This is a genomic window from Fretibacterium fastidiosum (genome assembly GCF_964642095.1).
In the GTDB taxonomy this organism is placed as follows: Bacteria; Synergistota; Synergistia; order Synergistales; family Aminobacteriaceae; genus Fretibacterium; species Fretibacterium fastidiosum.
Window position 1 is genome coordinate 1,455,945 of sequence record NZ_OZ209244.1, and the last position, 26,056, is coordinate 1,482,000.

Annotated in this window: 25 protein-coding genes; all 25 read left to right on the top strand. The window is 65.6% G+C overall.

From position 1 onward, the window contains the following. Positions 1-270 precede the first annotated feature (270 nt). Positions 271-1,377, top strand: a complete 1,107-nt coding sequence (locus ACK28C_RS06330; RefSeq protein ID WP_015556443.1) for a SurA N-terminal domain-containing protein — start codon at positions 271-273, stop codon at positions 1,375-1,377. 213 nt (positions 1,378-1,590) lie between these two features. Then, a complete protein-coding gene (locus ACK28C_RS06335) occupies positions 1,591-2,787 on the top strand; it encodes a DUF3798 domain-containing protein (RefSeq protein ID WP_409151927.1) in 1,197 nt (398 codons plus the stop codon). A gap of 217 nt (positions 2,788-3,004) precedes the next feature. Beyond that, positions 3,005-4,201, top strand: a complete 1,197-nt coding sequence (locus ACK28C_RS06340) for a DUF3798 domain-containing protein (protein ID WP_409151928.1) — start codon at positions 3,005-3,007, stop codon at positions 4,199-4,201. 146 nt (positions 4,202-4,347) lie between these two features. Next, positions 4,348-5,949, top strand: a complete 1,602-nt coding sequence (locus tag ACK28C_RS06345) for a sugar ABC transporter ATP-binding protein (RefSeq protein ID WP_208873013.1) — start codon at positions 4,348-4,350, stop codon at positions 5,947-5,949. Further along, positions 5,946-7,052 carry an ABC transporter permease subunit gene (locus tag ACK28C_RS06350; protein WP_015556444.1) on the top strand — a complete coding sequence of 369 codons (1,107 nt, stop codon included), beginning with the start codon at positions 5,946-5,948 and terminating at the stop codon, positions 7,050-7,052. The genes ACK28C_RS06345 and ACK28C_RS06350 overlap by 4 nt, the downstream gene beginning before the upstream one ends. Then, positions 7,049-8,179, top strand: coding sequence for an ABC transporter permease (locus ACK28C_RS06355; protein WP_015556445.1), 1,131 nt, complete (start codon positions 7,049-7,051; stop codon positions 8,177-8,179). Before ACK28C_RS06350 ends, ACK28C_RS06355 begins: the two co-directional genes overlap by 4 nt. After that, complete coding sequence (locus tag ACK28C_RS06360) at positions 8,176-8,643, top strand: DUF6672 family protein (RefSeq protein ID WP_015556446.1); 468 nt, start codon at positions 8,176-8,178, stop codon at positions 8,641-8,643. The genes ACK28C_RS06355 and ACK28C_RS06360 overlap by 4 nt, the downstream gene beginning before the upstream one ends. A 228-nt stretch (positions 8,644-8,871) precedes the next feature. After that, on the top strand, positions 8,872-10,431 hold the full coding sequence (locus tag ACK28C_RS06365) for an acyl-CoA carboxylase subunit beta (protein ID WP_015556447.1): 1,560 nt from the start codon (positions 8,872-8,874) through the stop codon (positions 10,429-10,431). Between the two features lie 20 nt (positions 10,432-10,451). Then, a complete protein-coding gene (locus ACK28C_RS06370) occupies positions 10,452-10,856 on the top strand; it encodes an OadG family protein (RefSeq protein WP_015556448.1) in 405 nt (134 codons plus the stop codon). Between the two features lie 102 nt (positions 10,857-10,958). Further along, complete coding sequence (locus tag ACK28C_RS06375; protein ID WP_409151929.1) at positions 10,959-11,360, top strand: biotin/lipoyl-containing protein; 402 nt, start codon at positions 10,959-10,961, stop codon at positions 11,358-11,360. A gap of 312 nt (positions 11,361-11,672) precedes the next feature. Then, the gene (gene upp, locus ACK28C_RS06380; protein ID WP_015556449.1) at positions 11,673-12,764 is read left to right on the top strand and encodes a uracil phosphoribosyltransferase; all 1,092 of its coding nucleotides are present in this window, start codon (positions 11,673-11,675) and stop codon (positions 12,762-12,764) included. Positions 12,765-12,774: 10 nt separating this feature from the next. Further along, positions 12,775-13,659, top strand: a complete 885-nt coding sequence (locus ACK28C_RS06385; RefSeq protein WP_208873015.1) for a glycosyltransferase family 4 protein — start codon at positions 12,775-12,777, stop codon at positions 13,657-13,659. A 32-nt stretch (positions 13,660-13,691) separates the two neighbouring features. Beyond that, the gene (gene wecB / locus ACK28C_RS06390) at positions 13,692-14,831 is read left to right on the top strand and encodes a non-hydrolyzing UDP-N-acetylglucosamine 2-epimerase (protein ID WP_208873017.1); all 1,140 of its coding nucleotides are present in this window, start codon (positions 13,692-13,694) and stop codon (positions 14,829-14,831) included. Further along, positions 14,828-16,090 (top strand): UDP-N-acetylglucosamine 1-carboxyvinyltransferase, encoded by a 1,263-nt coding sequence (murA, locus tag ACK28C_RS06395; protein WP_015556451.1) that lies wholly within the window; start codon positions 14,828-14,830, stop codon positions 16,088-16,090. The genes wecB and murA overlap by 4 nt, the downstream gene beginning before the upstream one ends. Further along, positions 16,090-16,977, top strand: a complete 888-nt coding sequence (locus ACK28C_RS06400; RefSeq protein WP_409152644.1) for a hypothetical protein — start codon at positions 16,090-16,092, stop codon at positions 16,975-16,977. Before murA ends, ACK28C_RS06400 begins: the two co-directional genes overlap by 1 nt. A gap of 20 nt (positions 16,978-16,997) precedes the next feature. Beyond that, positions 16,998-17,621 (top strand): uracil-DNA glycosylase family protein, encoded by a 624-nt coding sequence (locus tag ACK28C_RS06405; RefSeq protein WP_015556452.1) that lies wholly within the window; start codon positions 16,998-17,000, stop codon positions 17,619-17,621. Continuing rightward, positions 17,618-18,316 (top strand): polyprenyl diphosphate synthase, encoded by a 699-nt coding sequence (gene uppS, locus ACK28C_RS06410; RefSeq protein WP_208873019.1) that lies wholly within the window; start codon positions 17,618-17,620, stop codon positions 18,314-18,316. The genes ACK28C_RS06405 and uppS overlap by 4 nt, the downstream gene beginning before the upstream one ends. Next, on the top strand, positions 18,297-19,115 hold the full coding sequence (locus ACK28C_RS06415; RefSeq protein ID WP_208873021.1) for a phosphatidate cytidylyltransferase: 819 nt from the start codon (positions 18,297-18,299) through the stop codon (positions 19,113-19,115). The genes uppS and ACK28C_RS06415 overlap by 20 nt, the downstream gene beginning before the upstream one ends. Next, a complete protein-coding gene (locus tag ACK28C_RS06420) occupies positions 19,112-20,287 on the top strand; it encodes a 1-deoxy-D-xylulose-5-phosphate reductoisomerase (RefSeq protein ID WP_243440595.1) in 1,176 nt (391 codons plus the stop codon). The genes ACK28C_RS06415 and ACK28C_RS06420 overlap by 4 nt, the downstream gene beginning before the upstream one ends. Positions 20,288-20,332: 45 nt before the next feature. Beyond that, entirely contained in the window at positions 20,333-21,385 is a 1,053-nt protein-coding gene (gene rseP, locus ACK28C_RS06425; RefSeq protein WP_015556454.1) for an RIP metalloprotease RseP, read from the top strand. A gap of 13 nt (positions 21,386-21,398) precedes the next feature. Next, on the top strand, positions 21,399-22,475 hold the full coding sequence (gene ispG / locus ACK28C_RS06430; protein ID WP_243440596.1) for a (E)-4-hydroxy-3-methylbut-2-enyl-diphosphate synthase: 1,077 nt from the start codon (positions 21,399-21,401) through the stop codon (positions 22,473-22,475). 96 nt (positions 22,476-22,571) lie between these two features. Next, positions 22,572-22,757, top strand: coding sequence for a hypothetical protein (locus ACK28C_RS06435; protein ID WP_208874002.1), 186 nt, complete (start codon positions 22,572-22,574; stop codon positions 22,755-22,757). Between the two features lie 13 nt (positions 22,758-22,770). Beyond that, positions 22,771-23,322: an ethanolamine utilization cobalamin adenosyltransferase gene (locus tag ACK28C_RS06440; RefSeq protein WP_015556455.1), complete on the top strand. Its 552-nt coding sequence runs from the start codon at positions 22,771-22,773 to the stop codon at positions 23,320-23,322. A 1,349-nt stretch (positions 23,323-24,671) separates the two neighbouring features. Beyond that, positions 24,672-25,376, top strand: a complete 705-nt coding sequence (locus tag ACK28C_RS06445; protein ID WP_208873025.1) for a GntR family transcriptional regulator — start codon at positions 24,672-24,674, stop codon at positions 25,374-25,376. Beyond that, complete coding sequence (locus tag ACK28C_RS06450; RefSeq protein WP_243440598.1) at positions 25,373-26,050, top strand: DUF2848 family protein; 678 nt, start codon at positions 25,373-25,375, stop codon at positions 26,048-26,050. Before ACK28C_RS06445 ends, ACK28C_RS06450 begins: the two co-directional genes overlap by 4 nt. Positions 26,051-26,056: the final 6 nt, after the last annotated feature.

The following is a 26,056-nucleotide window of genomic DNA, read 5'->3' on the forward strand; positions in this document are numbered from 1 at the left end:
CGCGAGTGTGGGAAGCGATGAGCGCCTGGCGAACAATTTGAAAATGGAACGACGGGGGCACGAGCCACCGTCGGCTTAACCCGTGCGGCAGCAGGATTACCCCCGACAAGATCGTCTCGGCCCGTGGATTTGGAGGGCCGGGCCGTATGTTCAGACCGCGGGAGGTGTGTTAAAATCCAAGTTCAGCGGACGTTCTCCTGGGGGGCCGTGCGCAGCGGGGCGTTTTTTGAAGCTCCGAGTGATTTCAATTTCTAAGGGGCGATGTTTGGGATGCTGAAGAACCTGAGGACGCACATGAAGTGGATCATGATCACGATCGTGGTGGCCTTCCTGCTCTCCACGTTTTTGATGTACGAGGGGCGCAGCGGACGCCGCGGGCCAAGCCGCAGCGCGGATGGGACCATGACGGACTACGAGGTGGCGGCGGTCGACGGCCGGCCGCTGATGCGCTCCGAGCTCGAGAACCGCCTGCGTGCCTACCTGGAGAACTCCGGCCTGCGCAACGCGGCCTCGCTGGACCTGCCGGCGGTCTATCAGGCGGTCCTGGATCAGTACGTCCTGGAGCGGCAGCTGGAGAGCGAGGTGAAGAAGGCGGATATCGCCATCTCCGACGCCGACGCGGAGCAGGCCATGAAGGCGTACGCCGACTCGGCGTTCCCGACCCGCGAGGCCTTCTACGCGGCGCTGGAGCGACAGGGGATCAGCAGCGCGGAGTACAAGAAAAGCCTGGCCCGCCAGCTGGCCGTGCAGCAGCTGCTGCACATGGCCGTGGGGGACGTCACGGTGAGCGAGGACGAGGCCGTCAAGTTCTACGACTCCATCAAGGACCAGCTCTTCCGCACGCCGGCGGGGGTCAACCTCCAGGTGGCCCGCTTCGGGGCCAGCGCCGACGCCGAGGCGCTGAGGGCCAAACTGCAGGCGGGAACGGACTGGGTCCAGGCGACCTCCGGGGACGCGCTGGCCTCGATGGACGTCCTCAGCGTTACGCGGGAGCCCCTCTTCCTTCCGGAATCGGCCTTCGAGAGCGGCGTCCTGGCGGAGTTGGCCTCCCTGGACGTGGGCGCCGTCAGCCCCGTGTTCTCCCCGGCCAGCGGGGACTTTTCCGTCGCCGTCAAGACGGAGCGCGTCTCGGAGTCCGTCCGTCCCTACGAGGACGTCAGCAGCGACGTCCGGGCCTTCCTGCGCAGCCAGGAGGAGCGCCGTAAGCTGAACGACTACGAGGCGGCGCTCATGGCGAAGGCCGAAGTCGTGATCTACGACGCGTCGCTCTTCCCGGCCTCGGCGGACACAACGGCCAGCGCCGAACCCCAAGCAGTGTCAACCGACGCATCGGCCAGCGCCGACGTCGAGCCGGCCTCTGACGACGCGGCGAAGTAGGCGCCCGGCACAAAACGCGAGAGCTCCCGTCCTCCGGGCGGGAGCTCTTTTTGATGTGAATCAGCGCTTTCCTGGGTTCCCGTCCGCGATCAACTTCCTGACAATTCGCTCTATTTTCCCCGTTTTTTGTTATAATAGGGGCGGTCCTTGGGGCCGTTCCCGGTTCTCTCATCTCATTTCGATCCAATGTAAAATTGGATTAAGGAGGCGTTTTTGGTGAAGTTGAAGTCTGTGTTGTTGGCTTTGCTGGTTTGTGGACTGTTCGCCCTTCCCGCCCTGGCTGCGGAAGCCGATTTCCACATCGGGATCATGACGGGGACCGTGTCCCAGAGCGAGGACGACCTGCGCGGCGCCGAGCTGATGATCCAGAAGTACGGCGACACCGCACAGGGTGGCATGATCACCCACATCACCTACCCCGACAGCTTCATGACGGAACAGGAGACGACGATCGGCCAGATCGTGGGCCTGGCGGACGACCCCAAGATGAAGGTGATCGTGGTCAACCAGGGCATTCCCGGCACGACGGAGGGCTTCCGCCGCGTCCGCGAGAAGCGTCCGGACATCATCCTCCTGATCGGTGAGGGGCACGAGGACCCCAGCGTCACCACCGTGGCCGCGGACCTGGTGGCCCAGGGCGACATCATCAGCCGCGGCTACCTGATCCCCCACACGGCGAAGGAGCTGGGGGTGGACACCTTCGTTCACATCTCCTTCCCGCGCCACATGAGCTACGAGACGCTGGGCCGGCGCCGCGCCATCATGGAGGAGGCCTGCAAGGACCTGGGCATCAAGTTCGTGTTCGAGACGGCTCCGGACCCCACCAGCGACGTGGGCGTGGCCGGCGCGCAGCAGTTCATCCTCGAGAAGATGCCGGCATGGATCGAGAAGTACGGCAAGAACACGGCGTTCTTCTGCACGAACGACGCCCACACGGAGCCCCTGTTGAAGCGCATCGCGGAGCTGGGCGGCTACTTCATCGAGGCCGACATTCCCTCCCCGCTGATGGGGTATCCCGGCGCCTTCGGGATCGACTTCGCCAAGGAGAAGGGCGACTGGCCGGCGATCCTGAAGAAGCTCGAGGATGCGGTGGTCGCCGCCGGAGGCGGCGGGCGCATGGGGACCTGGGCCTTCTCTATGGGCTACACCCACACCGCGGCACTGGCCGAGTTCGGCAAGCGCGTCGTGGAGGGGCAGGCCAAGCTGGACAGCCTGAAGGACCTGATCGCGTGCTACAACGATATCACGCCGGGCGCGACCTGGAACGCGGGCTACTACGTGGACGCTGGGACGGGGGTCCGCAACAAGAAGATGGTCCTCGTGTACCAGGACACCTATATGCTGGGCAAGGGCTTCATGGGGGCGACCTCGGTGGAAGTCCCTGAGAAGTACTACAGCGTCAACAAGTAGCGTGCCGCTCCGCCGACCTCGCACGTTCTCCTGCGAGGTCGGTTTTTTTATGGGAGGACGCCGGGCCCTGACCGGGCGGGGCAATCCTCCCCCACGACCAACCTGACGACTCGCTGCACTCCCCTGTTTTTTTGTTGCGTTATGAGGGGGTCTGGGAGCCGTTTTCGATTCTCCCGTCTCGATTCGATGCAAAATTGACCCAGACAAGGAGGCGTTTTTGGTGAAGTTGAAGTCTGTGTTGTTGGCTTTGCTGGTTTGCGGACTGTTCGCTCTTCCCGCCCCGGCTGCGGAAGCCGATTTCCACATCGGGATCATGACGGGGACCGTGTCCCAGAGCGAGGACGACCTGCGCGGCGCCGAGCTGATGATCCAGAAGTACGGCGACACCGCACAGGGCGGCATGATCACCCACATCACCTACCCCGACAGCTTCATGACGGAACAGGAGACGACGATCGGCCAGATCGTGGGCCTGGCGGACGACCCCAGGATGAAGGTGATCGTGGTCAACCAGGGCGTTCCCGGCACGACGGAGGGCTTCCGCCGCGTCCGCGAGAAGCGTCCGGACATCGTCCTCCTGATCGGCGAGGGGCACGAGGACCCCAACGTGAACACCGCGGCTGCGGACCTGGTGGCCCATGGCGATTTCATCGGCCGCGGCTACCTGATCCCCCACACGGCGAAGGAGCTGGGCGTGGACACTATCGTCCACATCTCCTTCCCGCGCCACATGAGCTACGAGACGCTGGGCCGGCGCCGCGCCATCATGGAGGAGGCCTGCAGAGACCTGGGCATCAAGTTCGTGTTCGAGACGGCTCCGGACCCCACCAGCGACGTGGGTGTGGCGGGTGCGCAGCAGTTCATCCTCGAGAAGGTGCCGGCCTGGATCGAGAAGTACGGCAAGAACGCGGCGTTCTTCTGCACGAACGCCGCCCACACGGAGCCCCTGCTGAAGCGCATCGCGGAGCTGGGCGGCTACTTCATCGAGGCGGATATGCCCTCCCCGTTGAAGGGGTATCCCGGCGCCTTGGGGATCGACTTCGCCAAGGAGAAGGGCGACTGGCCGGCGATTTTGAAGAAGCTCGAGGATGCGGTGGTCGCCGCCGGAGGCGGCGGGCGCATGGGGACCTGGGCCTTCTCTCTGGGCTACACCCACACCGCGGCGCTGGCCGAGTTCGGCAAGCGCGTCGTGGAGGGTCAGGCCAAGCTGGACAGCCTGAAGGACCTGATCGCGTGCTACAACGATATCACGCCGGGCGCGACCTGGAACGCAAGCTACTTTGTCGATGCCGGGACGGGGGTCCGCAACAGGAAGATGGTCCTTCTGTACCAGGACACCTATATGCTGGGCAGGGGCTTCATGGGAACGACCTCGGTGGAGGTCCCCGAGAAGTACTACAACGTCAACAAGTAGTGTGCCGCTCCGCCGACCCCGCACGTTCTCCCGCGGGATCGGCGTTTCATGGGAGAACGACGGGCCCTGACGAGGCTGAGGAGGGGGGATGCCCCTTCTCTCTTCGGCCCCGTCGGGGCTTAATTCTGCGTTTAGAGGTGATTCGTTTGTCCGATACACTCCTCCTGGAATTGCAGAACATCGGGAAAGAATACTACGGGAACCGGGTGCTCTCCAACGTGAGCTTCTCGCTCAGGGCCGGGGAGATCCTGGGGCTCGTGGGAGAGAACGGCGCGGGGAAGTCCACGCTGATGAACATCCTGTTCGGTATGCCGGTCATTGCGCAGACGGGCGGATACGAGGGGACGGTGCTCATGGACGGCAGGCCCGTTCGCTTCGCCTCGCCTCACGAGGCGCTCGAGGCGGGGATCGGCATGGTCCATCAGGAGTTCTCCCTGATCCCAGGCTTCACGGCCACGGAGAACATCCTGCTCAACCGCGAGGTGCTGAACCCCTCCCTGCTGGAGTACGTCTTCAGCAGCCGCATGGCGACGCTGGATCGAGGCAGGATGCGGGGCCGTGCGGAGACGGCCATCCGCACGCTGGGCGTCGACATCAGCCCGGACATGAGCGTTGCGGAGATGCCCGTCGGCTACAAGCAGTTCATCGAGATCGCCAGGGAGATCGACCGCAGCAAGACCCGCCTCCTGTTCCTGGACGAGCCCACGGCCGTGTTGACGGAGTCCGAGGCGGAGATCCTGCTGACGGCGCTCAGGGCGCTGGCGGAGAAGGGGATCGCCATCGTGTTCATCTCCCACCGGCTGCACGAGGTGAAGGACCTGTGCGACCGCATCGTCGTGCTTCGGGACGGGGCGGTGATCCGGGACGCGGACGCCAGGACGGCGACGATTCGGGAGATCGCCTCCTGGATGGTGGGCCGCCACGTGGAGACGGCGGGGGAGGGGGCCTCCGGCCGCCGCCCCGTCCCCCAGACGGAGCCCGTCCTGAAGGTGGAGCACCTGTGGGTGGACATGCCGGGCGAGACGGTGCGCGACGTCTCCTTCGAGGTGCGGAAGGGGGAGATCTTCGGCATCGGCGGCCTGGCAGGGCACGGAAAGCTGGGCATCCCGAACGGCATTATGGGGCTTTATCCGGCGGGCGGGCGCGTGGAGTTTCTTGGGAAGCGCGTCCCCCTGAATCGGCCGCGCCGCGCTCTGGACCGCCGCATGGCCTTCGTGTCGGAGGACCGCCGGGGCGTGGGGCTCCTGCTGGACGAGCGCATCGACTGGAACATCACCTTTACGGCGATGCAGGTCCAGGGTCGCTTCCTCAAGGGGATCCCCCACCTTCTTCAGCTGCGGGACGACCGGGCCATGACGGAGGAGGCGGAGAGGTTCATCCAGGCCCTCGACATCAAGTGTACGGGGCCGAACCAGCGCGCCGGGGAGCTGTCGGGAGGAAACCAGCAGAAGATCTGTCTGGCCAAGGCGTTTGCCCTGCGGCCGGACCTCCTCCTGGTCTGCGAGCCCACGCGCGGCATCGACGTCGGCGCAAAGGAGCTGGTGCTGAACACCCTGAGAAACTACAACGAGGAGCACGGCATCACCATCATCGTCGCGTCGTCGGAGCTCGAGGAGCTGCGCTCCATCTGCGACCGGATCGCCGTCGTGGGCGAGGGCCGCATTGCGGGCGTCCTGCCGGCCTCGAGGCCGGCGGAGGACTTCGGCCTCCTGATGATGGGGCAGAGCGTTGAGGAGGCGGCGGTATGATCAGAAGGTTTATCGAGAACGTGGGCTGGCCGCGCTTCATCATCGGACTCTTCCTGTTGAGCCTCTTCATCGCGGCGCCCTTCGTCGGGGTGCGCGTGGACACGTCGCTCTCGGACGTCCTGGTGCGGTTCGGCATGAACGGGGTGATGGTCCTGGCCATGATCCCGATGGTGCAGTCGGGCTGCGGCCTCAACTTTGGGCTGCCGCTGGGGATCATCGCGGGGCTTTTGGGGGCCACGCTCTCCATCGAGTTCAACCAGGGCGTCCTGGCGTTCGCGGCGGACCTGGCCGCGGGCCGGCCGTGGCTCGCGTTCCTGGCCTCGGAGGCCGCCCGCGCGCCCTTGAGCTTCGCCTCGGCCATCGTCATCGCGGTGCCGATCGCGGCGGTGCTGGGCTTCTTCTACGGCAAGCTGCTGAACCGCGTCAAGGGCGACGAGATGATGATCGCTACCTACGTGGGCTTCTCCTCCGTGGCCTTCATGTGCATCGCCTGGCTCCTCATGCCCTACAGGAGCCCCACCATGATCTGGGGCTACGGGGGCAGCGGGCTGCGCACCACCATCAGCGTGAACGGCTACTGGCTCCACGTGCTGAACGACCTCTTGTCCTTTCAGCAGGGGCACCTCTTCGTGCCGACGGGGACCTTCCTGTTCTTCGCCGTCCTCGCCCTGCTGATGTGGGTCTTCATGAGGAGCAAGACGGGCACCGCCATGACGGCCGTCGGCTCGAACCCGGACTTCGCCAGGGCCTCCGGCGTGAACGTGGACCGCATGAGGACGATCTCGGTGGTGCTCTCCACGATCCTGGGGGCCGTGGGCATCCTGGTCTACGAGCAGAGCTTCGGCTTCATCCAGCTCTACATGGGGCCCTTCTACATGGCCCTTCCCGCCGTTGCGTCCGTCCTGCTGGGCGGCGCGTCGGTGAATAAGGCCGGCATCGTGAACGTCATCGTGGGAACGTTCCTGTTCCAGGGCATCCTGACCATGACGCCGTCCGTCATCAACAGCGTGCTTCAGACGGACATGTCCGAGGTCATCCGCATCATCGTCAGCAACGGGATGATCCTCTACGCCCTGACGAGAAAGGTGAGGGTGAAACGATGAGCAAAGCAGGCAAAAACTGGAACCCCCTGACGTTCCTGGCGGACAACGCGGTCCCCATCGTCTTCATTGCGATCTCCGCCGTGGCCATTCCTCTGTCCGGCTTCTCGTTCAGCCACCTGGTCCAGGAGCTCCTGATCCGGATTGGCCGAAACTCGTTTTTGATCCTGTCCCTCCTGATCCCCATCATGGCGGGCATGGGGCTGAACTTCGGCATGGTGCTGGGGGCCATGGCCGGGCAGATCGGGCTGATCCTGATCTCCGACTGGGCCATCGTGGGCATTCCCGGCATGGCGCTGGCCATGCTGGTGGGGACCCCCATCGCCATCCTGCTGGGGATCCTCTGCGGCAACGTGCTGAACCGGGCCAAGGGGCAGGAGATGGTGACGTCCTACATCCTGGGCTTCTTCATCAACGGGCTCTACCAGCTGGTGGTGCTGTACTTCATGGGCTGGCTCATCCCCATCTCGAACCCCGTCATCCTCCTCTCCCGCCGCTACGGCGTGCGGAACACGGTGAACCTGCAGGGCATCCGCGGCGTGCTGGACAACCTGGTCCCCGTCTCCTTCCCCTTCTTCGGGGGGACGGTGCGCGTGCCCCTGGCCACCCTTCTCGTGATCGCCGTCTTCTGCCTCTTCATCGTGTGGTTCCGCCGCACGAAGCTGGGACAGGACATGCGCGCCATCGGGCAGAGCCAGTCCGTCGCCGACAGCGCGGGCATCGCGGTGAACCGGACGCGCATCATCGCGATCGTGATCTCCACCGTCCTGGCCTGCTACGGACAGGTCATTTACCTGCAGAACATGGGGACCCTCAACACCTACAACAGCCATGAGCAGGTGGGCATGTTCTCCATCGCGGCCCTGCTCATCGGGGGGGCCAGCGTCTCCCGCGCCAGCATCGCCAACGTCTTCGCGGGCGTGGTCCTGTTCCACCTGATGTTCATCGTGGCGCCCATGGCGGGCAAGAACCTGATGGGGCAGGCCCAGATCGGAGAGTACTTCCGCGTCTTCGTCTCCTATGGGATCATCGCCATCGCCCTGGTGCTCCATGCGTGGAAGCGCAACCGGGACCGGGAGGCGTCCCGCCGGAGCCTGCGCGGCCCCGCGGAAGGGAGGGAGGAGGCATGATGCGCTTCCTTCAGAGGGCGCTGGCCCTGATCCTCCTCGTCGCCCTTGGGGTGTGGCTGTTCTACGTCGGGCGCGAGCACCAGGTCCTCCTGGACAACAAGACGATCGAGCTGGAGGGCAGGACCTTCAAGGCCCTTCAAGAGGTCCGCGTCAGCGTGAACGGCGCCGAGCCCGTGGAACTCTACCCCCGCGACCGCGACATGGTGAAGGTCGTGGGCCCCGCGTTCTCCCTGAGGGTGGAGATCGAGGACCCCGGAAGCGACGTGGAACTCGTGGAGCGCGAGGTGCGGGTGGGCTTCGGCAAGGACCTGATGCTGAGCTTCCCCCTGATGGCCGCGAGCCGGGACTTCGTCCTGCCGCCGCCGACCTCGCAGCAGGCCCCAGCCCCGGAGGCGGTCGCCTCGGAGGACGCTTTGGCGTCCGGCGTGGGGGAGGAGGTCCCCGCTGCGCCGACAAACCCCTGACCTGGACGGGACGGCCCCTGCGGGCCGCCCCGTTTTTTGCGTTGCGCGCGGGGCCGGGGCAAAAAACGATTTTCGTCTGGAAACGGGGCCCTTTCTGTGGTATTCTGATTGCGGTTTTCTGGAAGAGAGTATGCGATCATGCAGCCGACGCGGACGTCGAACCAGGGACGTCCATGATCAAGACCCCTGCTCTGAGCAGGGCTTCTTTTAAGGAGGACGTTGTCGGAGATGGGATTTCGCAGCATGGAGGAGCTCTGCGAGGAGCTCAGGGAGAAGCGCGCAGCCGCCTTCAACGGGGGCGGGGAGAAGGCCATTGCCAAGCAGAAGGAGAAGGGGAAGGGGACGGCCCGCGAGCGGATCGATCAGCTGCTGGACCCCGGCTCCTTCGTGGAGATCGATGAATTCGTGACCCATCGCTGCACGAACTTCGGCCTGGAGAAGACCAGGCCCCTTGGCGACGGCGTCGTGACCGGGTGGGGCACCATCGACGGCCGAAAGGTCGTCGTCTTCAGCCAGGACTTCACCGTTCTGGGCGGCTCCCTGGGCGAGATGCACGCGGACAAGATCTGCAAGGTCATGGACCTGGCGATGGAGATGGGCTGCCCGGTGATCGGCCTGAACGATTCGGGGGGCGCCCGCATCCAGGAGGCCATCGACGCCCTGAACGGGTACGGAAAGATCTTCTTCCGCAACACCCACGCGAGCGGCGTCATCCCGCAGTTCTCCGTCATCATGGGCCCCACGGCGGGCGGCGCGGTCTACAGCCCCGCCCTTACGGACTTCATCTTTATGGTGAACAAGACGGGCGTCATGCACATCACGGGCCCCGCGGTCATCAAGGCCGTGACGGGCGAGGAGGTCACCAGCGAGGCCCTGGGCGGTGCCGCCACCCACAACAACATCAGCGGCAACGCGCACTTCATGGCGGCCGACGAGCGGGAGTGCTTCGCCCAGATCCGTAAGGTGCTCTCCTACCTGCCTCTCAACAACCTGGACGATGCGCCCGATAAGCCCACGAACGACGCCGTGGACCGCGCGGACCCCTCGCTCCGGGAGACCGTCCCGACGAACCCCAACGTCGGCTACGACGTCCACGAGGTCCTGCGCAAGGTGCTGGACGACGGCGAGTTCACCGAGGTCCAGGCCGGCTGGGCCCAGAACATCCTGACGGGCTACGGCCACATCGGCGGACGCTCCGTCGGCATCATCGCCAACCAGGCCAGGGTGATGGCCGGCTGCCTCGACATCAACGCCTCCGACAAGGCCAGCCGCTTCATCCGCCACTGCGACGCCTTCAACCTGCCAATTTTGACCTTCGTTGACGTTCCCGGCTACCTGCCTGGGGTGACCCAGGAGCACAACGGGATCATTCGCCACGGCGCGAAGCTGCTCTACGCCTACAGCGAGGCCACCGTCCCCCTGATCACCGTCATCCTGCGCAAGGCCTACGGCGGCGCCTACCTGGCCATGGCCAGCAAGTCGCTGGGCGCCGACGTCGTCCTCGCGTGGCCCCAGGCGGAGATCGCGGTGATGGGCGCCGAGGGCGCCGCGAACATCGTCTTCCGCAAGGAGATCGCCGAGGCCGGCAACCCGGAGGAGACCCGCGCCGAGAAGATCGACGAGTACCGCAAGGCCTTCGCCAACCCCTACGTGGCGGCGGAGCGCGGCCTCGTGGACCGCGTGATCCTGCCGGAGGAGACGCGGCTCTCCATCTGGCAGGCCCTGAACGCGCTCGAGAGCAAGCGCGTCTCGCGGCCCGACAAGAAGCACGGCGTCATCCCTCACTGAGCCGTCGGGAGGTGCAACCCATGAACGCCATGCATTTTGATGGGCTGTCCGGCGCGGCCTACGTCAGCCTCGTGGCCTTTTCCATCGTGTTCATCGTCCTGCTTGGATTGACGCTGGTGATCTTCGCCATGCGCTTCTTTGCCGCCGGCGAGAGGCCGAAGCCGGACGACGGCGCCACGGCGCCCCAGAGGCCCCAGAGCGCTTCCGCCGCCCCCGCAGCCCGGGCCGAGGGCGCTCAGGCCAGGGTGGTGGCGGCCATCACGGCAGCCATCCTGGCCGCCACGGGAGGGATGGGGCGGGTCGTCTCCATCGCGCCTGAGACGGTTGACGCTGTCCAAAAGGGCGCCCGGTGGACCAGGGCCTGGAGGGCGTCGGGCGTCCTGAACCTGATCTCGCGCTCCGTGGACCGGGGCTGGAAGCACTGACCCCGCGCCCGAAAGGGCGCCGTTGGCCCAAAGTCGAGACAAGAGCGAACCTGTGCCCTCGCGAGGGCGCGTCTGCACATTTTGAAGGGAGTTGTATCGGCAGTGAACAAGTATAGAGTTGTCGTGGATGGTACCGCATATAACGTGGAGGTGGAGGAGCTGGGGGCCTGCGCCGCTCCTGCCCCCGTTCCGGCCCCGGCGCCCGTAGCGCCCGCTCCGGCGGCGGCTCCTGCTTCGGCGCCCGCTGCGGCCCCTGCCGCACCGGCTCCGGCTCCCGCCCCTGCGGCCGGCGGCGCTGCCGTGACGGCTCCCATGCCCGGCAAGGTCCTGAGCGTCAAGGTGAACGTGGGCGACCCCGTGAAGAACGGGGACCTGGTCCTGATCCTCGAGGCCATGAAGATGGAGAACGAGATCTTTGCGACCTCCGACGGCACGGTTTCCGAGGTCCGCGTCGGCAGCGGCGCCTCGGTCAACACGGGCGACGTCCTGGTCGTCATCGCCTGATCCGAAAAGGAACGGCGGGGTGGGCCTGCGCGACGCGGAGGGCCTCACCCTCCCGCTTGACCTGGATTGACGCAGGGAGAGGCCCCCTCCCCGATCCCCTGAGGGGATCGGGGAGGGGGCCTCGTCAATTTCTGCGCCGCCGAGACGGGCGGGGATTCCCTCCGGCCTGCAACTCGCGCTATTACGTGCTATCATTAGTGAGGTTCATGAACGGGGGTTCGGTTGGGCCGGCCCTGCCCCGCCCTCGGAGCGGCAGAGCGTCCCCGCCCCGCCGAGGGCTTCCGCAGGATACTTTGTGGAGGTGTTTTATCGATGAAGGCAGCTGTTGGGTGTGATCACGCCGGTTTCGTCTTGAAGCGGGCCGTGCTGGACTTCCTGAAGGAGAGGGGGATCGAGGTTCAGGACTTCGGAACCTTCTCGGAGGACAGGGTGGACTATCCGGACTTCGCCCTGGAGGTCGCCCGTGCGGTCTCGCTGGGGGACGCCGACTGCGGCGTCCTGCTCTGTGGGACGGGGATCGGCATGGCCGTTGCGGCGAACAAGGTGAGCGGGGTCCGCGCCTCGGCCTGCAACGACGTCGAGAGCGCCAGGATGGCGAAGGCCCACAACGACTTGAACGTCATCACGCTCGGCGGGCGCTTCATCAAGCCGGAACAGGTCCGCGGGATCCTGGACGCCTGGCTCGCGACGCCCTTCGAGGGAGGGCGTCACGTGCAGCGCCTCAACAAGATCGCCATGGCGGAGCAAACGACCCTCAGCGTCGGCAGCTCAGGGGAGGGGCGCGTCGCCATCTTCAACCATCCGCTGGTCCAGCACAAGGTGGGCATCATCCGGGACAAGGACACCAACGTCAAGGAGTTTCGGGCGCTGGTCCAGGAGATCGCGGGCCTGATGGTCTACGAGATCACGCGGAACCTCCCCCTCCAGGAGATCGAGGTGGAGACGCCCGTGGCCCGGACGAAGGCCCAGACCCTCGCGGGCAAGACGATCGCCGTCGTGCCCGTGCTGCGGGCGGGACTCGGCATGGTGGACGGCATCCTTCAGCTGATCCCCAACGCGAAGGTGGGGCACATCGGCCTGTACCGCGACCCGGACACGCTGGTCCCCGTGGAGTACTACTGCAAGCTGCCGCAGGACGTGGAGGAGCGCGACGTCTTCGTCCTGGACCCCATGCTGGCCACCGGAGGGTCCGCGTCGGCCGCCATCTCCCTGATCAAGGAGCGGGGCGGGAAAAAGGTCTCGCTGGTCTGTCTGATCGCCGCCCCGGAGGGCATCGAGCGCGTCCACAGGGAGCACCCGGACGTGGACGTCTTCATCGCCTCCCTGGACTCCCACCTGAACGATCACGGCTACATCGTCCCCGGCCTGGGGGACGCGGGCGACCGCCTGTTCGGGACGAAGTAGGGGCGCGCCCTTGCTCGACGTCAGGCTCTTGCTCCTGGGGCTGGGGGGGTTCTTCTGGGGCGGCATGATGACGCCCTTCTCCATCCGCCTGGCGGAGCGGTACGGGATCCTGGACGTTCCGGACCCCCGAAAGCTCCACACGAGGCAGATGCCGCGAGGGGCCGGCCTGGGCCTCTGGTTCGGCTATCTGCTCCTCGCCCTCTGCCTCGTGGGGCGCATGCCCACACTGCGCTGCTCGTCCCTGGGGGCGACGCTGATCTTCCTCTGCGGCTATCGGGACGACATGCACTCCCTGAGCCCGTTCCTGCGCCTGGCGCTCCACTTCGTCGCCTCCGCCCTGGCGGTCCTTCCGCTGCACCTGCCGTTTCTGACCTCGATCCTCGCCCTGGTGTGGGTGGCGGGGGTCACGAGCGCCTACAACCTCATCGACGGGGTGAACGGCCTCTGCATCTCCCTCTTCATGGCGTCCATGGCGGCGCTGTGCTTTCTGGAGGCGGCCCCCGTGGCCGTCTGCATGGGGGCGATGTCGCTTGGCGTCCTGTGCTGGAACTTCCCGGAGGCGCAGACGTTCCTCGGAGATGGCGGAAGCACGCTCCTGGGCTACCTGTTCGCCGTCCACTTCGCGGCCTCGGCGCTGCCCAGGGTGCCGGGGGCCGGGCTGCACGAGTCGATCCTGCTCCTCCTGCTCTTCGGGGGAGTCCCCGTCCTGGACACGATGGCCGCCTTCAGCCGCCGCATCCTGATGGGGCGCTCCCCCTTCTTTCCGGACCGGGGCCACCTGCACCACCTTCTGATGGCCCTGACGGGGTCCCCCCTGTGGTCGGTGGTCGTCCTCCTGGCCCTTCAGGCCCTCTCCCTGCTGGGGGGACTTGCCGTGTACGCACGGCTGCTGTAACGCTGAACGGTGAAAAAATGCGGGGTGCGGTAATGCATAAAGTGACGTGTGTGGTTGGAACAAGGCCTGAGGCCATCAAGATGGCCCCGGTGATTCGCGTTCTTCGCGAGAACGGAAATTTTGACGTGACGGTGCTGGCGACGGGACAGCATACCGACATGCTGGTTCAGGCGCTGTCACACTTCTGCATCAAGGCGGACGTGAACCTCAACATCATGAGGCGCCGCCAGTCGCTGGACCACATCACCTCCTCGGTGCTGACGGGGGTGGGAAGCTTTCTGGACGGCGCGCCCCAGGACATGATCCTGGTGCACGGGGACACCTCCACGACCCTGGCGGCGGCCCTGGCGGCCTTCTACCGCCACATCCCCATCGGCCACGTGGAGGCGGGCCTGCGAAGCCACAACATGGCCCTCCCCTTCCCCGAGGAGGCGAACCGGGTTTTGACGGACCGCCTGGCTTCCCTCTACTTCACGCCCACCGAGAGCGACGCGGAGAACCTGCGGCGCGAGGGCGTGGACCCCAGGAGGATTCACGTGACGGGGAACACGGTGATCGACGCGCTGTTCTGGACCCTGGAGAACCTGGCGCAGCCGGAGGTCCTGCGCGAGCTGCCCCCCGAAACGCCCCTCGTCCTCATGACGGCGCACCGCAGGGAGTCCTGGGGCGAGCCCCTGATGCGCATCTGCAGCGCGGTCTCCGAATTGATTCAGCAGAGGCCCTACGTTCGGGTCCTGGTCCCGCTCCACAAGAACCCGGAGGTCCGGGACCGCATCCAGGAGCGGCTGGGCATGTACCCTCAGATGCTCTTCACGGAGCCCCTCTCCTACCCGGACTTCGTCTCCGCCATGAACCGGAGCCTCTTCATCCTCACCGACAGCGGGGGGATTCAGGAGGAGGCCACCGCGCTGCGCAAGCCCGTCCTGATCATGCGCACCCTGTCGGAGCGTCCGGAGGCGGTCACCCTGGGCACGGGGGTGCTGGTGGGCACGGAGCGCGAGACGATCCTCCGCGAATCCCTGCGCCTCCTGGACGACGCGGCCTATCGCCGCTCCTTCTCGGACCGGGGGATGCCCTTTGGGGACGGCACCGCGTCCCCCAGGATACGGGACGTCATCGGGCGCTTCTTCAACAGCGGCACCGACGAGGACTGGGAGATCGATTTGAAATGAACGTGATGAGGATAGAGGGGGGGCGGCCCCTTCAGGGGACGGTCCGCACTCAGGGGGCCAAGAACGCCGCGCTTCCCGTCATGGCGGCCTGCCTGCTCCTGAAGGGGGGGGCGCTGACGCTCGCCAACGTCCCGGAGCTCTACGACGTGAGCACGATGATGGAGCTGCTGACGGCGCTGGGCGTCACGGCGCGGCGGGAGGGCAAGGAGGTGACCCTCGGCGTCGCCGACGAGGTGTCCTGGGAGGCGCCGGAGTCCCTGGTCCGCAAGATGCGGGCCTCGTCCCTGGTGCTGGGGCCCCTCCTGGCCCGCTGCGGGCGGGCCGCCCTGCCCCTGCCCGGCGGCTGTTCCATCGGCAGCCGGCCCATCGACCTGCACCTCAAGGGGCTCGTCCAGATGGGGGCGAAGATCGAGATACGGAACGGCGTCGTCTGCGCTCAGGCGGACCGCCTGCGGGGCCGGCGCATCTACCTGGACTTTCCGTCGGTGGGGGCCACGGAGAACCTGATGATGGCCGCGGCGTTGGCACAGGGGGAGACGATCATCGAGAACATAGCGCGGGAGCCGGAGATCGACAACCTGGCGGCCGTCCTGCGCAGCATGGGCGTGCCCATCGACATGGAGGGGACGGGCTGCGTCCGCATCAAGGGTGTGGAGGAGGTGCGGTCCTGCCGGGAGCGGGTCATCCCCGACCGCATCGAGGCCTGCACCTACCTCCTGGCCGGGGTGATGACGGGTGGCAGGGTCACGGTGGAGGACGCCATCCCGGCCCACATCGATTCCCTCCTGGCGAAGCTGGAGGAGGCCGGGGTGCGGTTTGCGGTCAACGGCAGCGCCGTGACCGTCTTCCCCGCGGACCGGCTGCAGTCCGTCTCCCTCAAGACGATGCCCTTTCCGGGCTTCCCCACGGACCTCCAGCCCCAGATGGCCGCCGCTCTCTCCCTCGCAGAGGGGACCAGCGTCATCGAGGAGAGCGTCTTTCAGGCGCGCTTCCTCTACGCGGCGGAGCTCAACCGCATGGGGGCGGACATCCGCGTCAAGGGGGACACCGCCGTGATCAGCGGCGTGGAGCGGCTGAGCGGCGCCAACGTCAAGGCGACGGACCTCCGGGCGGGGGCGGCGCTCATCATCGCGGGCCTCGCCGCTCAGGGGCGAACCCAGGTGGAGGACATGGTCCACGTCTGGCGCGGCTACGAGGCCATCGACGTCAAGCTGCGCTCCCTGGGCGCGCAGGTGGAGCTGGCGGAGGACGTGAGGTGATGGAGGTCCCCCGCTCCGACGCCCATGGGGGGCAGCCGGAGGGCGAAACGCCGCGCCGTGGCCTCTCGGCGATCGAGGTCTACGCCTTCGTGGGGCCGGCGGGCACGGGCAAGAGCCAGCGCGCCTCCCACGTGGCGCGCCAGTACGGCATCGACCTGATCATCGACGACGGCCTGGTCGTCGCCAGGGGCCGCATCATGGCGGGGCGCAGCGCCAAGTCGGAGACGAACATGGTGCGGGCCATCCGGCGGGCGATCTTCGACTACGCGCCGCACCGCGAGGAGGTCCTGAAGTACCTGTCGGCCCGCGCGCTCCGCGCCCCCTGCCGGCTGATGATCCTGGCCACGTCGGAGGGCATGGTCCGCAAGATCACCGCCAAGCTGGGGCTCAACGACCCCGTGGCGTTCATCGACATCCACGACGTGGCCACGCCGGAGGAGATATCCCTCGCGCTGCGGGAGCGGCGGGAGAAGAAGCAGCACGTCGTCCCCGTGGCGCGGGCGCAGATCCAGCGCAACTTCGCGGGGAAGCTGGTGAGCCAGATCCGCGGCCTCTTCAAGAGCAGGGACCGCGACGAGGCCCGCAACACCGTGGTCAAGCCGCCCTTCAGCTTCGACGGGAAGGTGACGATCGAGAAGGACGCGATCCAGGCCATGTGCCGGCACCTGCTGGAGCTGGGGGAGCACGTGCAGAAGATCCACGAGCTTGAGATTCAGGCCGACGACGACAGCCTGGAGATCAACGTGGTGCTGGACCTGAGGCTTCGGGACCGAAGCGCCCTCAGCATCGCCCGCCTCCTCCAGAAGAAGACGAGCACGGGCCTGAGCTACTTCACGGGCATGGACGTCCGGCGGGTCAACATCAAGATCAACGAGGTGTCCTTTTAGGGAAGCAGGGGGGTGAACGCATGGACGACAAGGAGCGGGACGCGGCGTGGGAGGCCGCATGGGAAGACCTGCGGGGCCGCGTGGCCGCCTGCAGGCGCTGCGGCCTGTGCGAGGCGCGGACGAACACGGTCTTTGGCCAGGGGGCGGTCCGCACCCCCATCGTGATGGTGGGCGAGGGGCCCGGCGCCGACGAGGACGCTCAGGGGCTGGCCTTCGTGGGACGGGCGGGCCAGCTTTTGACGAAGATCCTGAGCGCCGCGGGGATCGACCGGGAGTCCGTGTTCATCACGAACGTCGTGAAGTGCCGTCCCCCCAACAACCGCACCCCAACTCAGGAGGAGATGCTGAAGTGCGCGGACTTCCTGGAGGCCCAGCTCCTGCTGCTGAGGCCCCGGATTTTGGTGTGCCTGGGGAACACGCCGCTGAAGTGGCTCCTTCGGACGTCGGAGGGCATCACGGCTCTGCGGGGCCGCTGGTTCGATTGGCGGGGCGTTCAGCTCTTCCCGATGTTCCATCCGAGCTACCTGCTGCGCAACGACTCGCGGCAAAAGGGGAGCCCCAAGGACCTGACGTGGCAGGACGTGCAGAACCTCAAGGCGCGCCTGGACGAGATCACAAAGAGGAAAGGAACGGAGGCCAATTGAGCGAGAAGAGAGTGCCGGAACACCTGGCGATCATCCTGGACGGCAACGGAAGGTGGGCCAGGCGCCGCGGGCTGCCGCGGCTCATGGGGCACCGGGCCGGCCTGCGCAAGCTGGAGGAGATGGTTCACCTCGTCAAAAAGGCGGGGATCCGCTACTTCTCGGTCTATGCGTTCTCGACGGAGAACTGGAGCCGTCCGGAGATGGAGGTCGCGGGCCTGATGAGCCTGTTCCGCTACTACATCCGGCGCAAGGTGGAGGCCATCAAGGCGGAGGGGGCCCGCATACGCTTCGCGGGGCGGCGCGACCGCCTGCCCCCGGACCTGCTGGAGCTGATGCGCCACGCGGAGGAGCGGACGAAGGACGAGAGCGTCCTGGATTTCATCCTGTGCATCAACTACGGCGGACGTCCGGAGGTCCTGGATGCCGTCAACGCGCTTTACGCGAGCGGGCACCGCGGGACGGTGACGGAGGCGGACCTGCGGCGCTTCCTCTACCTTCCGGACGTTCCGGACCCGGACCTCGTGATCCGCACCAGCGGTGAGCTGCGGCTGAGCAACTTCTGGCTTTGGGAAGCCGCCTACAGCGAGCTCTACTTCACGGAGGCCTATTGGCCGGACTTCGACGAGGCCGCCCTCAGGGCGGCGCTCGAGGACTATGCGGGGCGGGAGAGGCGCTATGGCGGGCTTAAGGCCTAGCGGCGAGCTTCAGCTGCGCACGGTGAGCGCCCTCGTGATCGCGGCGGGCGTGATCGCGGGGATCTACTTCGGCGGCTGGGCCTGGCTTGGGATATCGCTGGCTCTGGCGCTGCTCTCCCTGGGCGAGTACTACCGTATGCTGTCCAAGCGCATGAAGCTTTCGCGGGGCATCGGCTACATCTGCGCCCTGGCCGTGATGCTGTCGAGCGCCGAGGGCGTGCAGCCCGTCTCCATCACCATGACGCTCTCCCTCAGCGCCTACGTGATCTTCATGATCGAGATGATGCGCCGTCAGGCCACGGGGCAGAGCTTTGCGGTGAACAACGTGGGCGGCACCCTGTCCGGCGTCGTCTTCATCGTGGTGCCCTGGACGTGCATCGTGCTGCTCCGGAGGCTGCCGACGGGCTCCCTCGTCCTGTTCACGCTCTTCGCCTGCACCTGGGGCTGCGACGTCATGGCCTACTTCGTCGGAAGTCGCTGGGGGCGCAGCAGCCTCTGCGAGTACATCAGTCCCCGAAAGACCGTCGAGGGCTTCATCGGCGGCGCCATGGGCAGCCTGCTGACCTGTGCCCTCGTCATCTTTTTGATGGAGCAGCCGCCCTATCCGCTCTTCATCATCGGGGTCATCTGCGGCATCGCGGGACAGCTGGGGGACCTGGCCGAGTCCCTGGTGAAGCGCGAGCTTGGGGAGAAGGATTCGGGGGCGCTGATCCCCGGACACGGAGGCGTCCTGGACCGCTTCGACAGCATCCTGCTGAACGGCCTGCTGACGTACCTCGTCTTCGGCCTGCTCCTGTGAGGACGACCATGACGACGGGCGGGACGGGACGAAAGCGCGTGGCCGTGATCGGCGCGACGGGAAGCGTCGGCAGCGCCATCCTCTCCGTGTGCCGCGCGCACCCGGACGAGGTCGAGGTGCGGGCCCTGGCGGCCCGCAGGCCTTCCGAAAAACTGAGGATGCTCTCGCGGGAGTTTGAGGCTACAATGCTCTGTGCCCATGACGCGCCGCGGGGGACGGAGGGGTTCCTCACGGGCCCGGAGGGGCTGGTGGCCATCGCGGAGAGCCCGGAGGTCGATCAGGTGCTCTTCGCCTCGTCGGGGACGGCGGCCATACCGGCGCTGCAGGCCGCGCTTCGGGCGGGCAAGGAGGTCTCCCTGGCCAACAAGGAGAGCATCGTGGTGGCGGGCCCTTGGGTCATACCCCTCGTCTCCCGGCCCGACCAGCTGCGCCCGCTGGACAGCGAGCACAACGCGATCTGGCAGTGCCTGCACGGCGAGGGAGAGGGACGCGCCGTGAGGTCCATACGCCTCACGGCCTCGGGCGGCCCCTTCAGGACCTGGACGGCGGAGGAGCTGAAGACGGTGACGCCCGATATGGCCCTGAAGCACCCTGTCTGGGCCATGGGGGCGAAGATCACGATCGACAGCGCGACGCTGATGAACAAGGGCATCGAGCTGATCGAGGCGATGTTCCTCTTCGGCCTCGAACCGGCTCAGGTGGACGCGCTGGTGTCGCCGGGTTCCTTTGTCCATGGCCTCGTGGAGTTCACGGACGGCAGCGTCAAGCTCCTGGCCGCGACGCCCGACATGCGTCTGCCCGCGGCCTCCTGCATCTTCTGGCCGGAACGCCGATTTCCCGCGCCGGACTTTGCGCCGCCGCTTCTGGTGCCCCGCACGATCTCCTTTGAGGCACCGGACCCGGTGCGCTTCCCCGCGATGCGGATAGCGCGGACGGCGATGGAGCGGCGCGGCGCGTACCCGGCCCTTCTGGTCGGTTCGGACGAGGTGGCGGTGGATCGCTTTCTGAAGGGGCAGATCGGCTTTACGGACATCGCCGCGGTGGTTGAGGAAACGCTGGAGTCCTGTCCGCTCCCCGCGCCGGGGTCCCTTGAGGAGGCGCTCTTTGCGCTGGAGGAGGGCCGGCGCCGCGCCGCGGCCGTCTGCGACGGCCTGTCGAGGTGCAGGGCGTAAGAGGTCGCCGCCCGTTGGGTTAAAACTTTTGGAGGTTTCGATACCATGTTGATCAGTTTCGTTTCGTTCGTTATCGTCATCGCCGTCTGCGTGGTCGTCCACGAGTTCGGCCACTTCATCACGGCGCGCTGTCTCGGCGTGCAGGTCCACGAGTTCGCCTTTGGCATGGGGCCGGCGCTCTGGCAGCGCAAGAGCACCGGCCCGGAGCCCATGCTGTGGTCGGTGCGGGCGTTCCCCGTCGGGGGTTCCTGCCGCCTGGCGGGCATGGGAGAGGAGGAGAGGGAGGAGGCCGTCCTGCCCGGCAAGGGCTTTAACGAGCAGCCCGGCTGGAAGCGCTTCCTCATCCTGCTGAATGGCTCCCTCTTCAACGTCCTCCTGGCCCTTCTGCTGACGGCGGTCTTCCTCTGGGGTCACGGCGCGCTGGACATGGAGCACACCCGGATCGGCGAGGTCATGCCGGGCTTCCCCGCGGAAGCCGCCGGCATTCAGGTAGGGGACAGCATCACGGCCGTGAACGGCCGTTCCGTTCAGGAGTGGCGCGAGATGTCGGAGGCGCTGCGGGAGGAGGCAGAGCGGGGCGGGGACGTGAGGGTCGAAGTTCGACGCGGTGAGGAAGTCCTCACGATCTCGACGCCCATCCCCATGAGCGAGGAACACGGACGCCCCATGCTGGGGATCACGCCGGCTCTGGTGCGCTACTCCCCGAAAGATGCGGTCCTGAACGCGGGGCAGTACACGTGGCGGATGACGACGCTGATGCTGAGGGGCATCACCGACTGGATCCTGCGCCGGCAGGAGGTGGACGTCACGGGTCCCGTGGGCATCGCCTCCATGTCGGGGCAAGCCATGCGGGCGGGGTGGTGGGCCTTCGTGACGTTCGTCGCCCTCATCAGCCTGAACCTCGGCCTGCTGAACCTGTTCCCCATCCCGGCGCTGGACGGCGGGCGTATCCTTTTCGTGCTGCTGGAGATGGTCTTTCGCCGCCGACTGCCGGAGAGGGTGGAGAACTGGATCCACACGGCGGGCTTCGTCCTGCTCATCCTGCTGATGCTGGCCATCACCTGTCAGGATGTCTATCACCTCTTCTGGACGAAGTGAGCGGGCCGTCGAGGTGAAGCGAAGCGTTCAGATCGGGGCCCTCCGCATCGGCGGGGGGGCCCCCGTTCGCGTCGAGAGCATGCTCAAGGTCCCCCTGTCGAACCGGGAGGCCTGTGCTGCGCAGTGCGCCAGCCTGCTGCGGGTGGGCTGTGAGATGGCGCGGGTGGCCCTGCCGCGTCCAGAACTGGCCCCGGACCTGAAGTGGCTCGTGTCGAACACGGACCTGACCCTGATGGCGGACATCCACTTCGACCCGACCCTGGCCGTGCTGGCCATGGAGGCGGGTTGCCGGGCCATCCGCATCAACCCCGGCAACATGCCCCTCAATCGCCTGAACGACGTCATCCGGACCGCCCAAACCCTTGGGGTGACGATCCGAATCGGGGCCAACGGTGGATCGGTGTCGGGCAGACAGCTGGAGGCCGCGGGGGGCGATCGGGCGGCGGCGCTGTGCATCGCGGTGCGGGAGCAGGCGGAGCTCCTGCTGGGAGCGGGCTTCGAGGACCTGATCCTCTCGGCGAAGTCCTCCTCTGTGCCGGAGTGCGTGCGGGCCAACGTCCTGATCGCGCGCGAGTACCCGGACTTTCCCTTCCACGTGGGGCTGACGGAGGCGGGGCCTGGGGACGGCGGCATCGTGAAGGGCGCGGCGGGCATCTCCGCTCTCCTGGCTCAGGGGATCGGGGACACCATCCGCGTGTCCCTGACGGACGCGCCGGAGCGCGAGGTTCGGGTGGGCTACGAGATCCTGAAGGCCCTGGAGCTCCGGACCCGCGGCGTGAACCTCATCAGCTGTCCCACCTGCGGCCGGCGCCGCGCGGACGTCATGGAGCTGACGAAGTTGATCGAGCCCATGCTGGCGAGCCTGCCGGACGGGACCACCGTGGCGGTGATGGGCTGTGAGGTCAACGGCCCGAAGGAGGCAAGGCACGCCCAGATGGGGATCGCGGGGACGCCGTCGGGCGCGGTGCTGTTCCGGGAGGGCCGCGTGGTGGGGGAGTACCCCTTCGAGACCCTCCCGAACGTTCTGCCCCGCTTCTTCGCGGGGGAGCCCCTGGAGCGGGGCGGCGCGGGACAGGGTGTGGGGCACTGAGGCCCTGGCCGCGGGAACTGGGACGGGACCCCTCGAGACTCCCGCAACGATAAAGAGACGAATTGAAAAAGAGATGAATTGAAGGAGGACATGGACATGGCGGCTGCGGAAAAGCGCGTTTTCAAGTGTGCCTCGTGCGGGCACGTCTTTGAGGAGGGCGCGTCGATGCGCTGCCCCGAGTGTCGGGGCAGGACGCTGATCCTCGAGGCCGGCCCCACCCTGAAGGGGAGGGGCTGCGGGGGGAACTGCGGCGGCGGATGCAGCTGCGGCTGCCACCACTGAGGGGGCCGAAGTCATGGCCACAGGCAAGCAGGAACACACGACGCACCTCCTTGGCGCGGAGGTCGTCGGCAAGACGCACCCGCGCATCGAGTTGCGCGGACGGCTGGACGAGTTGAACGCTCGAATCATTCTGATGCAGGCGCGGGCGCGGGCTGCGGGGGAGCGTCAGCTGGAGGCGGACCTGGAGGAAGTGCGGGTCAAGGCCGTCCGCGAGGCCATGATGGCCGAGGTGACCGACGCGCCCTGCGGCGAGTTGGCCCTGTGGGGACTGACGGAGGAGGAAATCCACCAGCGGTCCCACACGCCGGCGCGCTTCTACGGAAAGGGACACCTCGACCTTCACGCGGACATGGGGCTCTGGGCGGCGGAGATCAACCTGCTGCGCACGCTGGTGCGGGAGACGGAACTCGTCGCGTGCCGCGCCTTCGACGACGGGGCGGGCGGCGTGACGAGGCCGGATGTCGTCAAGATGTTGAACCGCCTCAGCAGCGCGCTCTACATCCTGATCTACAACTACCTGCCTGAGGGGTTCACCCGCTTCTACGGGCGGATCGGGCAGAGGTAAAACCTTAACAAAATCGTGACCGAGGGCCGGTGCGCGCCGGCCCTCGGTTGTTCCCTGGATTATAATACCAATTCGCGTTTAATATGGATTGCCTCCCCTAAGGGGAGGTGGTTCGCGTCAGCGAACCGGAGGGGTTCAGCCAGACGACACGACTTACGGACGCCGACAGGCGGTCGGCGTCGTGTCGGTCGGCTGAGGGCGAAGGAAGTCCGGGGGACTTCCGCAGCTCGGCCAGACGACGCAGCTTATGCAATCGCGTCAGCGATTGCAGCGCTGCGTTGGTCGGCTGTGCCGAAGCAAGGCAATGGATTGCCTTGTGGAGGCGTTGGCGGGGAATGTCAGACAGGCGCGTCTTATGAAAAACACCCCTCCCCTTCGGGGAGCCTTCCGGCTGCCGTTCGCTACCGCTCACGGGCCGTCAGTCCCAGCCCCTTCGGGGCAGCCCCCCTTGCATAAGCAGACGACCGGCGAGGTACGAGCCGTGTCGGTCGCTTAGGTTTTTCATCAGGGGGGCCTTTCTTTCCCTTTAGACGCAAATTGGTATAACTCCGGGTTTGTTTTCCTCAATTTTGTCCGGCCTTTTTCTTAAATTCCGGATTATGCCCTGGTACCACGACCAGTATTGACCGTGTGTGGACGTCTGCCTATAGTAATTACGAAAATATGTGTCTTAACACAAAAATCCGTAATCATCATTCCCGGAGGGCGCATGGAGATCGGGCGGGATTCCTATCTCAACAAACTGACGGACCGCATGGGAAACGGTCTGGTCAAGATTCTCACGGGCGTAAGGCGGAGTACCTGACGCGCCTCCTTGAGAACGTCTACCTGTCCGATATCGTCGAGCGCCGCAGGGGCCGGCAGGAGCAGAACTCCCTTCTGCGCATCGGCGACTCCTTCAGGAAGATCATCATCATCGTCCGAGATAACATCCGCCCGCGGCACGATGAGGCAGGCATTACGACGATCGGCATCTGGAACTTTTTGCTGGATGCGGACAGCCTTGACCTGTAAAATCCGAATCTATAGACAAAGTTTTAATATGCGTCGGGAACCGGTTTTATGTGTTTCCGCCTCACCGGACGGATGAAAGGTCAGAATCAGGTTAACCTGTGCGATGACGGGCTTGATCCTCGATAAAATCATCGCAACCTGTGGATTTGAGTTTTTTCAAGGGGCTTGACGGGAAGTGCAGGAATAGTGTATCATCTTTGGTATACCAGCTGGTATACCAAAGATTCCTTTTTTAAAGAAACACAAACGCTGAATAGATGGAGTTGTCAGTCCCCGTGTGGAGAACGACCGGGCGCACTGCGAAGAGAGAGTGAGTTTTGATGCGGGAGGGCCGCTTGGCTTTCGATGTCTACAAAAAAATAAAAGAAGGCATCCTCTCCCTGGCCTACCCCCCGGGCGCGACATTGCAGGAACGCCAAATTGCAGAGCAGTTCGGCGTCAGCCGAACACCTGTACGCGAGGCCATTCAGTGCCTTGCGCAGGAGGGGTGGCTCGTCATCAGCGCAAGACGATACATTCAAGTGCGCGACGCTTCAACGCTCAATCTTCGCAAGCTTTTTGATGCCCGTCGCCTCTTGGCTGATGACGTCGTGGATATTCTTTTTTCAGGGCGAATGCACGCCGCAGTTTCAAAACGTATGCGGGCCGCCATTGCGGCCATGAACGACGCGAGGGAAAACCTCTTCGCGTTCATCACGGTGGACCAGGCCTTTCACTCGATTGCCTTTGAGGTCCTGGAGAACGAATATCTGCAAAAGTTTTGGCAGAGCGTCAGCGAGGACATGATCTGGTTCGGAATGCTTGCCATGGATGAGCATCGCTATGGGAGTGTTCTGCAGGAGCATGAGGAGATTGTAAGGGCAATGGAGCAGGGGCAGAAGGATGCGGTGAAAGCTGCCGTGACGGCCCACCTGGATTCGACAGAAGCTATCCTGTTCGGCAAGATGTACGACGGCGGAAGCTGCGGCAGAATTTCCCCGCAGGCCCTTGGGTTTAGAAGGGATCTAAAGAAAGGAGTGGCGGTCAGGACATGCGAATGAAATCAGTTGCTCTGCGTAAGGATGGAAGCTCGCATGAGGTTTCATTGCTGTGGGACGCCTGTGTTGCAGCAGGATATACGGGGCGCGATCAAGCTGGTGTCCGTGCACACGTGGAGGAGCTAAAGAAGATCGGCGTCCCATCTCCTGAACGAGTTCCCTCTATGTACTGGATCGAGCCGGAGCGCATCAGTGCTGCATCCTCCGTCTGGGTTGTAGGGAACAAAACGTCAGGCGAGGGCGAGGTCTTTCTGGCCCGCTGCAGCCAGGGGAATTTGCATGTGACCGTTGCCAGCGACCACACGGACAGGGCGCTTGAGACGGTGTCCGTTTCCAAGGCAAAACAGATTGCGACCAAGCTTGTCGGTGCGATCTTCTGGCGTGTGGATGATGTGCGCGACCATTGGGATGAGATCGAGCTGCGGGTCTGGAACGACGGAAAAATCTATCAGGAGGGGACGCTGGGGCAAATGTTGCCTCCTGAAGCACTGTTGGAGCTTGCCGAGGAGGATTCACCGGTTAAGGGTGGGCGCATTTCGCTCTTTAGCGGGACGCTCCCTGTCATTGGCGGAGGCTTAGTTTATGGCAGCCGCTACGTGCTCTCTTTGAGGGACCCCGTTCTGAATCGGGAGCTGTGGCACGAGTATGCGGTCCAGGTCCTTCCGGACCGCAATTAGGAGTAG

Coding starts and splice junctions, on each gene's coding strand:
- wecB (WP_208873017.1), top strand. CDS start 13,692: ATGCATAAAGTGACGTGTGTGGTTGGAACAAGGCCTGAGGCCATCAAG.
- ACK28C_RS06400 (WP_409152644.1), top strand. CDS start 16,090: ATGGAGGTCCCCCGCTCCGACGCCCATGGGGGGCAGCCGGAGGGCGAA.
- ACK28C_RS06370 (WP_015556448.1), top strand. CDS start 10,452: ATGAACGCCATGCATTTTGATGGGCTGTCCGGCGCGGCCTACGTCAGC.
- ACK28C_RS06355 (WP_015556445.1), top strand. CDS start 7,049: ATGAGCAAAGCAGGCAAAAACTGGAACCCCCTGACGTTCCTGGCGGAC.
- murA (WP_015556451.1), top strand. CDS start 14,828: ATGAACGTGATGAGGATAGAGGGGGGGCGGCCCCTTCAGGGGACGGTC.
- ACK28C_RS06440 (WP_015556455.1), top strand. CDS start 22,771: ATGGCCACAGGCAAGCAGGAACACACGACGCACCTCCTTGGCGCGGAG.
- ACK28C_RS06450 (WP_243440598.1), top strand. CDS start 25,373: ATGAAATCAGTTGCTCTGCGTAAGGATGGAAGCTCGCATGAGGTTTCA.
- rseP (WP_015556454.1), top strand. CDS start 20,333: ATGTTGATCAGTTTCGTTTCGTTCGTTATCGTCATCGCCGTCTGCGTG.
- ACK28C_RS06365 (WP_015556447.1), top strand. CDS start 8,872: ATGGGATTTCGCAGCATGGAGGAGCTCTGCGAGGAGCTCAGGGAGAAG.
- ACK28C_RS06415 (WP_208873021.1), top strand. CDS start 18,297: ATGGCGGGCTTAAGGCCTAGCGGCGAGCTTCAGCTGCGCACGGTGAGC.
- ACK28C_RS06350 (WP_015556444.1), top strand. CDS start 5,946: ATGATCAGAAGGTTTATCGAGAACGTGGGCTGGCCGCGCTTCATCATC.
- ACK28C_RS06360 (WP_015556446.1), top strand. CDS start 8,176: ATGATGCGCTTCCTTCAGAGGGCGCTGGCCCTGATCCTCCTCGTCGCC.
- upp (WP_015556449.1), top strand. CDS start 11,673: ATGAAGGCAGCTGTTGGGTGTGATCACGCCGGTTTCGTCTTGAAGCGG.
- ACK28C_RS06330 (WP_015556443.1), top strand. CDS start 271: ATGCTGAAGAACCTGAGGACGCACATGAAGTGGATCATGATCACGATC.
- ACK28C_RS06405 (WP_015556452.1), top strand. CDS start 16,998: ATGGACGACAAGGAGCGGGACGCGGCGTGGGAGGCCGCATGGGAAGAC.
- ACK28C_RS06435 (WP_208874002.1), top strand. CDS start 22,572: ATGGCGGCTGCGGAAAAGCGCGTTTTCAAGTGTGCCTCGTGCGGGCAC.